This window comes from Pseudomonas sp. F(2018) (assembly GCF_005508865.1).
Classification (GTDB): Bacteria; Pseudomonadota; Gammaproteobacteria; order Pseudomonadales; family Pseudomonadaceae; genus Aquipseudomonas.
On sequence record NZ_SCOM01000002.1, the window covers coordinates 616,900 to 629,685 of the forward strand.

The 12,786-nt window shown below is 64.3% G+C and carries 13 protein-coding genes; 12 read left to right on the forward strand and 1 reads right to left on the reverse strand.

Annotated features, from left to right (window positions below; translation table 11 throughout):
• Positions 1-2: 2 nt before the first annotated feature.
• The 5 genes from fliO to flhB are packed head-to-tail and all read left to right on the forward strand — an operon-like array spanning position 3 to position 3,401.
• On the forward strand, positions 3-443 hold the full coding sequence (gene fliO, locus FFS62_RS10960; RefSeq protein WP_171016307.1) for a flagellar biosynthetic protein FliO: 441 nt from the start codon (positions 3-5) through the stop codon (positions 441-443).
• Positions 440-1,195, forward strand: a complete 756-nt coding sequence (gene fliP, locus FFS62_RS10965; RefSeq protein ID WP_137972852.1) for a flagellar type III secretion system pore protein FliP — start codon at positions 440-442, stop codon at positions 1,193-1,195. Before fliO ends, fliP begins: the two co-directional genes overlap by 4 nt.
• Positions 1,196-1,206: 11 nt before the next feature.
• Positions 1,207-1,476 carry a flagellar biosynthesis protein FliQ gene (gene fliQ, locus FFS62_RS10970; protein ID WP_137972853.1) on the forward strand — a complete coding sequence of 90 codons (270 nt, stop codon included), beginning with the start codon at positions 1,207-1,209 and terminating at the stop codon, positions 1,474-1,476.
• Complete coding sequence (gene fliR, locus FFS62_RS10975; protein ID WP_137972854.1) at positions 1,476-2,252, forward strand: flagellar biosynthetic protein FliR; 777 nt, start codon at positions 1,476-1,478, stop codon at positions 2,250-2,252. The genes fliQ and fliR overlap by 1 nt, the downstream gene beginning before the upstream one ends.
• 12 nt (positions 2,253-2,264) lie before the next feature.
• On the forward strand, positions 2,265-3,401 hold the full coding sequence (gene flhB / locus FFS62_RS10980) for a flagellar biosynthesis protein FlhB (protein ID WP_137972855.1): 1,137 nt from the start codon (positions 2,265-2,267) through the stop codon (positions 3,399-3,401).
• A 4-nt stretch (positions 3,402-3,405) separates the two neighbouring features.
• Here the strand turns inward: flhB and sodC are convergent, their stop codons facing one another.
• On the reverse strand, positions 3,406-3,927 hold the full coding sequence (gene sodC, locus FFS62_RS10985; protein ID WP_137972856.1) for a superoxide dismutase family protein: 522 nt from the start codon (positions 3,925-3,927) through the stop codon (positions 3,406-3,408).
• Positions 3,928-4,108: 181 nt separating this feature from the next.
• Here sodC and flhA point away from each other — a divergent pair, with 181 nt between their 5' ends.
• The 7 genes from flhA (at position 4,109) to FFS62_RS11020 (ending at position 12,761) form a co-directional block, all read left to right on the forward strand.
• A complete protein-coding gene (flhA, locus tag FFS62_RS10990) occupies positions 4,109-6,232 on the forward strand; it encodes a flagellar biosynthesis protein FlhA (protein ID WP_137973406.1) in 2,124 nt (707 codons plus the stop codon).
• 12 nt (positions 6,233-6,244) lie between these two features.
• Entirely contained in the window at positions 6,245-7,570 is a 1,326-nt protein-coding gene (gene flhF, locus FFS62_RS10995) for a flagellar biosynthesis protein FlhF (RefSeq protein ID WP_137972857.1), read from the forward strand.
• A 96-nt stretch (positions 7,571-7,666) separates the two neighbouring features.
• Positions 7,667-8,500, forward strand: a complete 834-nt coding sequence (gene fleN, locus FFS62_RS11000) for a flagellar synthesis regulator FleN (protein WP_137972858.1) — start codon at positions 7,667-7,669, stop codon at positions 8,498-8,500.
• Positions 8,497-9,243: an RNA polymerase sigma factor FliA gene (fliA, locus tag FFS62_RS11005; RefSeq protein ID WP_137972859.1), complete on the forward strand. Its 747-nt coding sequence runs from the start codon at positions 8,497-8,499 to the stop codon at positions 9,241-9,243. Before fleN ends, fliA begins: the two co-directional genes overlap by 4 nt.
• 83 nt (positions 9,244-9,326) lie before the next feature.
• Positions 9,327-9,701, forward strand: coding sequence for a chemotaxis response regulator CheY (locus tag FFS62_RS11010; protein WP_171016308.1), 375 nt, complete (start codon positions 9,327-9,329; stop codon positions 9,699-9,701).
• Positions 9,702-9,720: 19 nt separating this feature from the next.
• Positions 9,721-10,509 carry a protein phosphatase CheZ gene (locus FFS62_RS11015; RefSeq protein ID WP_137972860.1) on the forward strand — a complete coding sequence of 263 codons (789 nt, stop codon included), beginning with the start codon at positions 9,721-9,723 and terminating at the stop codon, positions 10,507-10,509.
• A gap of 29 nt (positions 10,510-10,538) precedes the next feature.
• Complete coding sequence (locus FFS62_RS11020; RefSeq protein ID WP_137972861.1) at positions 10,539-12,761, forward strand: chemotaxis protein CheA; 2,223 nt, start codon at positions 10,539-10,541, stop codon at positions 12,759-12,761.
• Positions 12,762-12,786: the final 25 nt, after the last annotated feature.

Below are 12,786 nucleotides of genomic sequence, written 5' to 3' on the forward strand. Positions count from 1 at the left end.
CGATGATGCGCGCACTCTGCAGCCTCTTCCTGCTGGCACCCTTGACGGCGCTGGCCGCCGAACCGGTCGCCAAGGCGGTGACCACACCCATGGCCAGCAGCGACATCGGCAGCCAGCTGGCGCAGCTGCTGCTCGGCCTGTTGCTGGTGATCGGCCTGATCTTCGCTCTGGCCTGGGTGATGCGCCGGGTGCAGCAGATCGGCCCGCGTGGCAACCAGGCGATCAAGCTGGTGGCCAGCCAGGCCCTCGGCCCGCGTGATCGCCTGTTGCTGGTACAGGTTGGTGGCGAGCAGGTGCTGCTCGGCCTAACTGCCGGCCGCATCACGCCGCTGCACGTGCTCAAGGAGCCGGTGAGCCTCGAAACTGCCGAGCCCGCCACGCCCGAGTTCGCCCAGCGCCTGATGGAGCTGCTCGGCAAGGACCAGAAGGACCACAAGGAATGAGCGCCTGGCGCATTCTGCTGACGCTGTTGCTGGTCATCGCCGCCCCGCTGGCGTTCGGTGCCGACGATCCGCTGTCGATTCCCGCCATCACCCTGAGCACCAACGCCGAAGGGCAGCAGGAGTACTCGGTCAGCCTGCAGATCCTGCTGATCATGACGGCGCTGAGCTTCATCCCGGCGTTCGTCATGCTGATGACCAGCTTCACCCGGATCATCATCGTGTTCTCCATCCTGCGTCAGGCCCTGGGCCTGCAGCAGACACCGTCGAACCAGATCCTCATCGGCCTGGCCCTGTTCCTGACCATGTTCATCATGGCCCCGGTGTTCGACAAGATTAACCAGGACGCCCTGCAGCCCTACCTCAACGAGCAGCTGCCGGCCCAGCAGGCCATCGCCAAGGCCGAGGTACCGATCAAGGAGTTCATGCTGGCACAGACCCGTGCCTCCGACCTGGAGCTGTTCGTGCGTCTGTCCAAGCGCACCGACATCGCCTCGCCTGAGCAGGCGCCGCTGACCATCCTGATCCCGGCCTTCGTCACCTCGGAGCTGAAGACCGCGTTCCAGATCGGTTTCATGATCTTCATCCCGTTCCTGATCATCGACATGGTGGTGGCGAGCATCCTCATGGCCATGGGCATGATGATGCTGTCGCCGCTGATTATTTCCCTGCCGTTCAAGATCATGCTGTTCGTCCTGATCGATGGCTGGGCGCTGATCATGGGCACCCTGGCCGGCAGTTTCGGCACGTTATAGAGGACGCGCAGATGACCCCCGAAGTCGCCGTCGACCTGTTTCGCGAATCGCTCTGGCTGACCGCCCTGATCGTCGGCCTGCTGGTGCTGCCGAGCTTGCTAGTGGGCCTGCTGGTGGCGATGTTCCAGGCCGCCACGCAGATCAACGAACAGACCCTGAGCTTCGTTCCGCGCCTGCTGGTGATGCTGCTGACGCTGATGTGGGCCGGCCCCTGGCTGGTGCGCGAGCTGATGGAGTACACCCAGACGCTGATACAGAACATTCCGCTGTTGATCGGCTGATGCTCGAGCTGACCAACATGCAGATCGGCGGCTGGGTGGGCCAGTACCTCCTGCCGCTGTTCCGCATCGCCTCCATGCTGATGGTCATGCCGGTGATCGGCACCCAGCTGGTGCCGATGCGGGTGCGCCTGTACCTGTCCCTGGCGATCTGCCTGGTGCTGGCGCCGAACCTGCCGCCGATGCCACAGGTGGACGCCGTGAGCTTGCAGTCCATGCTGCTGATCGGCGAGCAGGTGCTGGTCGGGGTGATGTTCGGCTTCATTCTGCAGTTGTACTTCCACCTCTTCACGGTTGCTGGGCAACTGATTGCCACGCAGATGGGCCTGGGCTTCGCGTCTATGGTCGATCCGGCCAACGGCGTGTCGGTACCGGTGCTGGGCCAGTTCCTGCTGATGCTTGTGACCCTGCTATTCCTGGCCATGAATGGCCACCTGGTGGTGTTCGAGGTGCTGGCGGAAAGCTTCGTCACTCTGCCGGTTGGCGAGGGCCTGCTGCTGGATCACTACTGGACGATGGCCGGCAAGCTGACCTGGGTGATTGCCGCAGGCCTGTTGATCGCGCTGCCAGTAGTTACCGCGCTGTTGATCATCAACCTAGCCTTCGGTGTGATGACCCGAGCGGCGCCACAGTTGAACATCTTTTCCATCGGCTTCCCCTTGACCCTGGTTATGGGCCTGCTGATTTTCTGGATAGGGCTTTCAGACTTCCTCGCGCATTTTCAGACGCTCACCAGCGAGGCTCTGCAACAACTGCGCGAACTGGCGCGCGTACGCTGAGGAGGCTCTGCGATGGCTGAGAGCGAAAGCGGCGCTGACAAGAGCGAGGAACCCACTGGCAAGCGCCTGGAAGAGGCGCGCAAGAAAGGCCAGATAGCTCGCTCCAAGGAGCTTGGCACCTTGGCGGTGACCTTCGGCGGCGCCGCGGCGCTGCTGATTTACGGTGCAGACATAGGCCAAGTGTTGCTGGGCACGATGCGCGGCAACTTCTCTCTGCCGCGAGAGGTACTACTGGACGACGGCTCCATGGCCCGCCAGCTGGTCGCTACAGGGTTCGAGGCTCTGCTGGCGCTGCAGTCATTCTTTGTCGTGATGCTCATTGCTTCTGTCATCGGCCCCGTGGCGCTGGGTGGCTGGCTGTTCTCCGCCGAGGCGCTGCAGCCTAAGTTCAGCCGGATGAACCCGCTGGAAGGGCTCAAGCGTATGTTCTCCACCAAGGCCCTTGTGGAGTTGCTCAAGGCCCTGGCCAAGTTCGTGATCATCCTGATGGTGGCCCTGGCGGTGCTCAAATCGGACCAGGACGACCTGCTGGCCATCGCCAACGAGTCGGTCGAGTCGGCGATCCTGCATGCCATGCAGGTGACCGGCTGGAGCCTGCTGTGGATGGCCTGCGGGCTGATCCTGATCGCCGCCGTGGATGTGCCGTTCCAGCTCTGGGACACCAAGCAGAAGCTGATGATGACCAAGCAGGAAGTCCGCGACGAGTACAAGGACAGCGAGGGCAAGCCCGAGGTCAAGTCGAAGATCCGCCAGTTGCAGCGGCAGATGGCCGAGCGGCGGATGATGCAGCAGGTGCCCGAGGCCGACGTGGTGATCACCAACCCGACCCACTTCGCCGTGGCGCTGAAGTACGACCCGGCCAAGGGCAATGCGCCGATGCTGCTGGCCAAGGGCGGCGACTTCCTGGCGCTGAAGATCCGCGAGATCGCCCAGGAGCACAAGGTCACCCTGCTCGAATCGCCGGCCCTGGCGCGGGCGGTGTTCTATTCCACCGAAGTGGACCAGGAGATTCCCGCCGGCCTGTACCTGGCGGTGGCCCAGGTACTGGCCTACGTCTACCAGCTCAAGCAGTTCCGCTCCGGCAAGGGCAAGCGTCCGGCGCCGCTGTCGAATCTGCCCATCCCGCCGGACCTGCGTCGCGACGAGTGACGCGTCACTCGATCACGCCACAGGCCACGCGTACACCACCGCCGCCCAGTGGCTTGGGATGGTCGGCATGGTTGTCACCGCCGGCGTGGATCATCAAAGCATGGCCCTTGAGCTCGTCCAGGCTCTTCAGGCGCGGCGCCAGCACCGGCTGCCCGGCGCTACCGTTGGCGTCCACATACAGAGCTGGCAGGTCGCCACGATGGCCGTCGTCCTGCCATGGCGTGCCGTGCTTGCCGGCGCCATCCGGATCCCAGTGGCCGCCGGCCATTTCGGCGGCCGAGGGTTGGCCGTCCTTGCTGCCGGGCGCGCAATCCGGGTTGGTATGCAGGTGGAAGCCATGAATGCCCGGTGCCAGGCCGGACAGGGCAGGGGTGAATACCAGGCCATAGCGGCTCTGCTCGACCTTGACCGTGCCGACCTGCTGGCCGGTGCCTTTGGCATCCACGGCGTGGAGCGCAATGGTGAGCGGGGCGGCCTGTACGCTGCCGGCCGCGACGAGCAGGGCGGCGAGGGTCCATTGGCGCATAGCGGTTCTCCTGATAGGTGGTTGGAGAACTTGTGACTGCCAGGCGCTGCCAGGGTTTCCTGTTTCGGATGTAAGCCCTTGTTTTTCAACAGCCTGGAAAATCTGGCCGGGTTCTTGCTCTGACCTGCCCGTGGCGCCTTTCGCGTCAAAAGATTGAACTGGCTGGGGTAATCAAGTGGCAGTGGATCGGGCGCAACTCATCGGTGATGTACGCAGCAACCTGGCGGGGTTGCGCCACGGCAATCTGGGCATTCCGCTGCTGCTGCTGGTCATGCTCGCCATGGTCATGCTGCCGATTCCGCCGTTCCTGCTCGACGTGCTGTTCACCTTCAGCATCGCCCTGTCCATCGTGGTTCTGCTGGTGGCCATCTACTCCCTGCGGCCACTGGACTTCGCCGTATTCCCCACCGTGCTGCTGGCCGCGACCCTGCTGCGCCTGGCGCTGAACGTGGCCTCGACGCGGGTGGTGCTGTTGCACGGCCAAGAGGGCCACGACGCCGCGGGCAAGGTGATCCAGGCCTTCGGCGAGGTGGTGATCGGCGGCAACTACGTGGTCGGTGCCGTGGTGTTCGCCATCTTGATGATCATCAACTTCGTGGTGGTCACCAAGGGCGCCGGGCGCATCTCCGAGGTGAGCGCACGTTTCACTTTGGACGCCATGCCCGGCAAGCAGATGGCCATCGACGCCGACCTCAACGCCGGCCTGATCGACCAGTCCGAGGCCAAGAAGCGCCGCGTCGAGGTGGCCCAGGAGGCCGACTTCTACGGTTCGATGGACGGTGCCTCGAAGTTCGTTCGTGGCGACGCCGTCGCCGGCCTGCTGATCCTGTTCATCAACCTGATCGGTGGCATGGCCATCGGTGTGCTGCAGCACGACCTGGCCTTTGCCGAGGCCGGGCGCATCTACACCCTGCTGACCATCGGTGACGGCCTGGTGGCGCAGATTCCTTCGCTGCTGTTGTCTACCGCCGCGGCGATCATGGTGACCCGCGTTTCGACCTCGGAAGACATGGGCGCCCAGGTCAGCCGGCAGATGTTCGCCTCGCCCAAGGCTTTGGCCGTGTCGTCGGCGATCATGATCGCCATGGGCCTGGTGCCGGGCATGCCGCACTTTTCCTTCATCAGCCTCGGCCTGGTGGCGGCCGGCGCGGCCTACTGGATCGCGCACAAGCAGCGCAAGACCAAGGAGGACGCCGTCAAGGAAGTCCAGCGCCAGCAGGAGCTGCTGCCGGCGCAGAAGGCCCAGGAGGTCAAGGAGCTGGGCTGGGATGACGTGACCCCGGTGGACATGGTCGGCCTGGAAGTGGGTTATCGCCTGATCCCGCTGGTCGACCGCAACCAGGGTGGCCAGCTGCTGGCGCGGATCAAGGGCGTGCGCAAGAAGCTGTCCCAGGAAATGGGCTTCCTGATGCCATCCGTGCATATCCGCGACAACCTCGACCTGTTGCCCAACGCCTACCGTTTGACCCTGATGGGCGTCAGCGTGGCCGAGGCCGAGGTGTATCCGGAACGCGAGCTGGCGATCAATCCCGGCCAGGTGTTCGGCACCCTCAACGGCATCGCCGCCAAGGATCCGGCGTTCGGCCTGGAAGCGGTGTGGATCGATCCGACCCAGCGCGACCAGGCGCAGTCGCTCGGCTACACGGTGGTGGACGCCAGCACCGTGGTCGCCACCCACCTCAACCAGGTCCTGCACAAGCATGCCCATGAACTGCTTGGCCACGAAGAGGTCCAGCAATTGATGCAGCTGCTGGCCAAGAGCTCGCCGAAGCTGGCCGAGGAGCTGGTGCCGGGCATGGTCTCGCTGTCGACCCTGCTCAAGGTGCTGCAGACCCTGCTGCAGGAGCAGGTGCCGGTACGCGACATTCGCAGCATCGCCGAGGCCATCTCCAACGTGGCCGGCAAGAGTCAAGATCCCGCCGCGATGGTGGCCGCGGTTCGCGTCGCGCTTTCCCGCGCAATCGTGCAAAGCATTGTGGGACTAGAGCCGGAGCTGCCTGTGATCACTCTGGAACCCAGGTTGGAACAGTTATTGCTCAATAGCCTGCAGAAGGCCGGTCAGGGCTCCGAGGATGGCATCCTCCTCGAGCCCGGCATGGCCGAGAAGCTGCAACGCTCTCTGGTGGAAGCGGCGCAGCGCCAGGAAATGCTCGGCAAACCGGTGATCCTGCTGGTGGCCGGTCCGGTCCGGGCGATGCTCTCGCGATTCGCGCGGCTCGCCGTACCGGCCATGCACGTACTGGCCTACCAGGAAATACCGGATAACAAGCAGGTCACGATCGTTGCTACGGTCGGCCAGAACTGAGGGTTCTAAGCCATGCAAGTCAAACGCTTCTTCGCCGCCGATATGCGTACCGCCATGAAACTGGTGCGTGATGAGCTGGGCGCCGATGCCTCCATCATCGGCAATCGCCGTGTGGCCGGTGGCGTGGAGCTGACCGCTGCCCTGGACTACCAGCCGACTGCCCCGGCGCGTCAGGCCAACCCGGCGCTGGAAGCCGAGCTGCGCAAGACCCAGGCGAAGATCGCCAATGCCCAGGCCGAACTGACCATTCGCACCGTGGCCGACGAGCGCAAGGACCGCCAGCTGTTCGCCAACGAATCGCTGGTCGCCCCGGAGCTGCCGGCCACCGCCGTCAAGGCCCAGCGCCCGGTGGCTGCCGCACAGCCCGCCATCAAGCCGGCTGCCGCTGCGGTGGATCAGCGCGCCCTGGATGCCATGCGCTTCGAGCTGCATGGCCTGCGCGAGTTGATCGAAGTACAGCTGGGCTCCATCGCCTGGGGCCAGCTGCAGAATCGCAAGCCGCAACAGGCCAACCTGTGGCGCCGCCTGCAGCGCATGGGCCTGTCCGCCGAGCTGTCCAAGGCGCTGCTGGAGCGCGTGGCCAAGGTCGCCGAGCCGCGCCAGGCCTGGCGCATGCTGCTGGCCCACCTGGCTCACGCGATCAAGACGCCCGAAGTGGAGCCGCTGGAAGAGGGCGGTGTGATCGCCCTGGTCGGCCCGGCCGGCATGGGCAAGACCACCACTCTGGCCAAGATGGCGGCGCGCTACGTGCTGAAATATGGCCCGCAGAGCATCGCCCTGGTCAGCATGGACAGCTTCCGCATCGGCGCCCAGGAGCAGATCAAGACCCTCGGCCGCATCCTCAACGTACCGGTGACCCAGGTCGACCCCGGCCAGTCCCTGGTCCAGGCCCTGGCCCCACTGGCGCGCAAGAAGGTCGTGCTGATCGATACCGCCGGCCTACCAGGCAACGATCCGGCTCTGCGTCTGCAGTTGGAGAGTCTGGCCGCGCGTGGGGTCAAATCGAAAAACTATCTGGTGCTGGCCGCTACCAGCCAGGCTCAGGTGCTCAAGGCCGCCTATCACAGCTACAAGCAGTGCGGCCTGGCCGGGTGCATCCTGAGCAAGGTCGATGAAGCCGCCAACCTGGGTGAAGTTCTGGGGCTGGCTATCAGCCAGCATCTACCGGTAGCCTATCTGGCAGATGGGCCGAAGATTCCGGACGATCTGCAGGTGCCGCGCAGCCATCAGCTGGTGAGCCGCGCTGTGAGCCTGCAGACCGCCGAAGATCCGAGCGAGGAGGCCATGGCGGATATGTTCGCCGGCCTGTACCACCACCCGGCGCGCCGCGTGGGGTAAGGCAGGCGGCAGCGTGCAAGGCGTTCTAGTGTTAGGAAAGGGTCGGTGTGGTTGCCCGACCAGCCCAGTCCAGGCAAGTCAAGGTAAGAGAAGAACATGGGTAGTATGCATCCCGTACAGGTGATCGCAGTCACAGGCGGCAAGGGCGGTGTCGGCAAGACCAATGTGTCGGTGAATCTGTCGCTGGCGCTGGCCGACCTCGGTCGCCGAGTCATGCTGATGGACGCCGACCTGGGCCTGGCCAACGTCGACGTCCTGCTCGGCCTGACCGCCAAACGCACCCTGGCCGACGTGATCGCCGGCGAGTGCGATCTCAAAGATGTGCTGATCCAAGGCCCCGGCGGCGTACGCATCGTGCCGGCCGCCTCGGGCACGCAGAGCATGGTGCAGTTGTCGCCGGTGCAGCATGCCGGCCTGATCCAGGCCTTCAGCGACATCAGCGACAACCTCGATGTCCTGGTCATCGACACCGCCGCCGGCATCGGCGACGGCGTGGTCAGCTTCGTGCGCGCGGCGCAGGAAGTCATCGTGGTGGTCTGCGACGAGCCGACCTCGATCACCGACGCCTATGCGCTGATCAAGCTGCTCAATCGCGACTACGGCATGAGCCGCTTTCGCGTGCTGGCCAACATGGCCCACACGCCGCAGGAAGGGCGCAATCTGTTTGCTAAGCTGACCAAGGTAACCGACCGTTTTCTCGATGTGGCTTTGCAATACGTCGGGGCAGTGCCCTACGACGAGTCCGTACGCAAGGCCGTGCAGAAGCAGCGCGCGGTATACGAAGCCTTCCCGCGCTCGAAATGCGCACTGGCGTTCAAGGCGATCGCCCAGAAAGTCGACACCTGGCCGCTGCCGGCCAACCCGCGCGGCCATCTGGAGTTCTTCGTCGAGCGTCTGGTGCAGCAACCGATCGCGGGTACGGCCGTATGACAGCAGCCAGTGGACTACGCATGTACAACAAGGCGCAGGCGCAGGATTCCCAGCACCAATTGATCGAGCGCTACGCGCCCCTGGTCAAGCGCATCGCCTATCACCTGCTGGCACGCTTGCCGGCCAGCGTGCAGGTCGACGACCTGATCCAGGCGGGCATGATCGGTCTACTGGAAGCTTCGAAAAAATACGACGGCAGCAAGGGCGCCAGCTTCGAAACCTACGCCGGCATCCGCATCCGCGGCGCCATGCTGGACGAGGTGCGCAAGGGCGACTGGGCGCCGCGTTCGGTACACCGCAATACCCGCATGGTCAGCGACGCGATTCGGGCAATCGAGGCGCGCACCGGAAGAGACGCTAAAGATCAAGAGGTTGCGGCCGAACTCCAATTGAGTCTCGAGGATTACTACGGCATCCTTGGCGACACTCTGGGCAGCCGCCTGTTCAGCTTCGACGACCTGGTTCAGGACGGCGAGAGCGGCGGTCTGCACGAGGATGTCAGCAGCAGTCACGGAGGGCCCCTGCATGGTCTGGAAGATGAACGCTTCCAGGCGGCCCTGGCCGATGCCATCGCCAACCTGCCGGAGCGCGAGCGCCTGGTGCTGTCGCTGTACTACGACGAAGAACTGAATTTGAAGGAAATCGGCGAAGTCCTGGGGGTCAGCGAATCCCGGGTCAGCCAGTTGCACAGCCAATGCGCCGCACGTCTGCGGTCCAGGTTGGGCGAGTGGCGGGCCAGCTGACGGCTAGCCGGTTTCATGATTTGCGACGCTACCGGGCTGCCGGAGGCGTTTAGGACTGTACGGAGGTCGACTTGGACAAGAACATGAAAATCCTCATCGTTGACGATTTTTCGACGATGCGACGGATCATCAAGAACCTCCTGCGTGATCTGGGGTTCACCAACACCGCGGAGGCCGACGACGGCAACACCGCTCTGCCCATGCTGCAGAGCGGTAGCTTCGACTTCCTGGTGACCGACTGGAACATGCCCGGCATGACCGGCATCGACCTGTTGCGCGCGGTGCGCGCCGACGACCGCCTGAAGACCCTGCCGGTGCTGATGGTGACTGCGGAAGCCAAGCGCGAGCAGATCATCGAGGCCGCCCAGGCCGGTGTGAATGGCTATGTGGTCAAGCCGTTCACCGCCCAGGTGCTTAAGGAGAAGATCGAGAAGATCTTCGAACGGGTTAACGGCTGATGTCTGCCGCGAGGGCGCTATGGCAAACGATGATTCAACCCTGGGCGAACTCGAATCGACCCTGAAGACACATGCTACCCAACTCGTCGACAGTCTCGAGAAGGGCCGTTTCGGCGAAGCGGTACAGCTGATCCATGAGTTGAGCAAGGCGCGCGATCATGGCCTGTACCAGGAAGTCGGCAAGCTCACCCGCGAGCTGCACAACGCGATAGTCAATTTCCAGATCGACCCGCACATGCCGGGCGCCCAGGAAATCTCGCAGATCTCCGATGCCACCGAGCGTCTGTCCTACGTGGTCAAAATGACCGAGAAGGCGGCCAATCGCACCATGGACCTGGTCGAGCAGAGCGCACCGCTGGTCAACGACCTGGGCGACGAGGCGCAGAGCCTGTCGGCCGAATGGGGCAAGTTCATGCGCCGCGAGATGGGCGCCGAGGCCTTCCGCGACCTGGCTAAACGCATCGAGCTGTACCTCGCCCGCAGCGAGCGCGACAGCCAGAAACTGTCCGGCCACCTGAACGACATCCTGCTGGCGCAGGACTTCCAGGACCTCACCGGGCAAGTGATCAAGCGCGTGACCCAGCTGGTCACCGAAGTGGAAAGCAATCTGCTCAAGCTGGTGCTCATGGCCAGCCACGTCGACCGTTTCGCCGGCATCGAACACGACCATGCTGTGCTCCGCGCCGAGCAAGAACAACAAAAAGAGCCTTCCAAGGGTGAAGGTCCGCAGATTCATGCCGATAAGCGTGAGGACGTGGCGTCCAGTCAGGACGACGTCGACGATCTGCTGTCCAGCCTTGGATTTTAAGGCTCTAACAGAGCCTTTGGAGCGCACCGATGAGCTTCGACGCCGATGAAGAAATCCTCCAGGACTTCCTGGTAGAGGCCGGCGAAATTCTTGAGTTGCTGTCCGAGCAACTGGTCGAGCTGGAAAGCCGACCCGATGACATGGACCTGCTCAATGCGATTTTCCGTGGTTTCCACACCGTCAAGGGTGGCGCGGGCTTCCTCCAGCTGAACGAGCTGGTGGAGTGCTGCCACATTGCGGAGAACGTGTTCGACATCCTGCGCAAGGGTGAGCGTCGTGTTACCGCTGAGCTGATGGACGTGGTGCTGCAGGCGCTGGACTCGGTCAACGAAATGTTCAGCCAGGTGCGCGAGCGTACTGAAGTGACTCCCGCGACTCCCGAGCTGCTGGCCGCGCTGTCGCGCCTGGCCGAGCCGGAGAGCGCCGACGAACTGGTCGCCGCGGCCGAGCCGGAGCCGGAGCCGGAAGCGGCCGCCGATGAAGACATCTCCGACAGCGAGTTCGAACAGCTCCTGGATGCCATCGGCGATCAGCCGGCAGAAGCGCCCGCGCCGGCCGCCGGTGGCGACGAAATCACCGACGACGAATTCGAAGCGCTGCTCGACCAGTTGCATGGCAAAGGCAAATTCGCTGCGGACGAGGCTCCTGCCGTTTCGGTTAAGCCTGCCGCTCCTGCGCCGGCAGCCGGCGGTGACGAGATCACCGACGACGAGTTCGAAGCGCTGCTCGACCAGCTGCACGGCAAGGGCAAGTTCTCCGCCGAAGAGCCGGCACCTACGCCCAAGCCGGTAGCCGCCGCACCCGCAGCTGCTGGTGGCGACGAGATCACCGACGACGAGTTCGAGGCACTGCTCGATCAGTTGCATGGCAAGGGCAAGTTCACCGGGCCCGACGAGGGCACCGCGCCGGCTGCCAAGCCTGCCGCCGCTGCCCCGGCCGCCAAGAGGGCGGAGCCGAAGAAGGCCGAACCGGCCAAGCCTGCCGCCAAACCGGCGGCCAAGCCCGAGCCGGCCAAGGCCGCCGCTGCGGCGCCTGCGCCAGCAGCAGCTGCCGCAGGTGGTGCGCCAGCCGGTGCCGCCAGCGAGGCGGAAACCACGGTGCGGGTCGATACCGCGCGCCTGGACGAGATCATGAACATGGTCGGCGAGCTGGTGCTGGTGCGTAACCGCCTGGTGCGCTTGGGCCTGAACAGCGGCGACGAGGCCATGGCCAAGGCCGTGTCCAACCTCGACGTGGTCACCGCCGATCTGCAGACCTCGGTGATGAAGACCCGCATGCAGCCGATCAAGAAGGTCTTCGGGCGCTTCCCGCGCCTGGTCCGCGATCTGGCGCGCAACCTGAAGAAAGAGATCAATCTGGAGCTGGTCGGCGAAGAGACCGACCTCGACAAGAACCTGGTCGAGGCCCTGGCCGACCCGCTGGTGCACTTGGTGCGCAACGCCGTCGACCACGGCATCGAGGGGCCGGACGAGCGCGAAGCCGCAGGCAAGGCGCGCGGTGGGCGAGTGGTACTGTCCGCCGAACAGGAAGGCGACCATATCCTGCTGTCGATCTCCGACGACGGCAAAGGCATGGATCCGGAAATCCTCCGCGCCAAGGCGGTGGAGAAGGGCCTGCTGGACAAGGACGCGGCCGATCGCCTGAGCGAGACCGAGTGCTACAACCTGATCTTCGCCCCCGGCTTCTCGACCAAGACCGAGATTTCCGACGTGTCCGGCCGCGGCGTCGGCATGGACGTGGTGAAGACCAAGATCTCCCAGCTCAACGGTATCATCAACGTGCACTCGGCCAAGGGCCAGGGCTCGAAGATCATTATCAAGGTGCCGCTGACCCTGGCGATCATGCCGACCCTGATGGTGATGCTGGCCAACCAGGCCTTTGCCTTCCCACTGGTCAACGTCAACGAGATCTTCCACCTCGACCTGTCGCGCACCAACGTGGTGGACGGCCAGGAAGTGGTGATAGTGCGCGACAAGGCACTGCCGCTGTTCTACCTCAAGCGCTGGCTGGTCAATGGCGCCTCCAGCGAGGAGCAGCGCGAGGGGCATGTGGTGATCCTCACCGTGGGCAGCCAGCGCATCGGCTTCGTGGTCGATCAGCTGGTGGGCCAGGAAGAGGTGGTGATCAAGCCGCTCGGCAAGATGCTGCAGGGCACGCCCGGCATGTCTGGCGCTACCATTACCGGTGACGGGCGCATCGCCCTGATCCTCGACGTGCCGAGCATGCTCAAGCGCTACGCGCGTCGCATCTGATTGATCGCGGCTGGCCCGGCCAGTC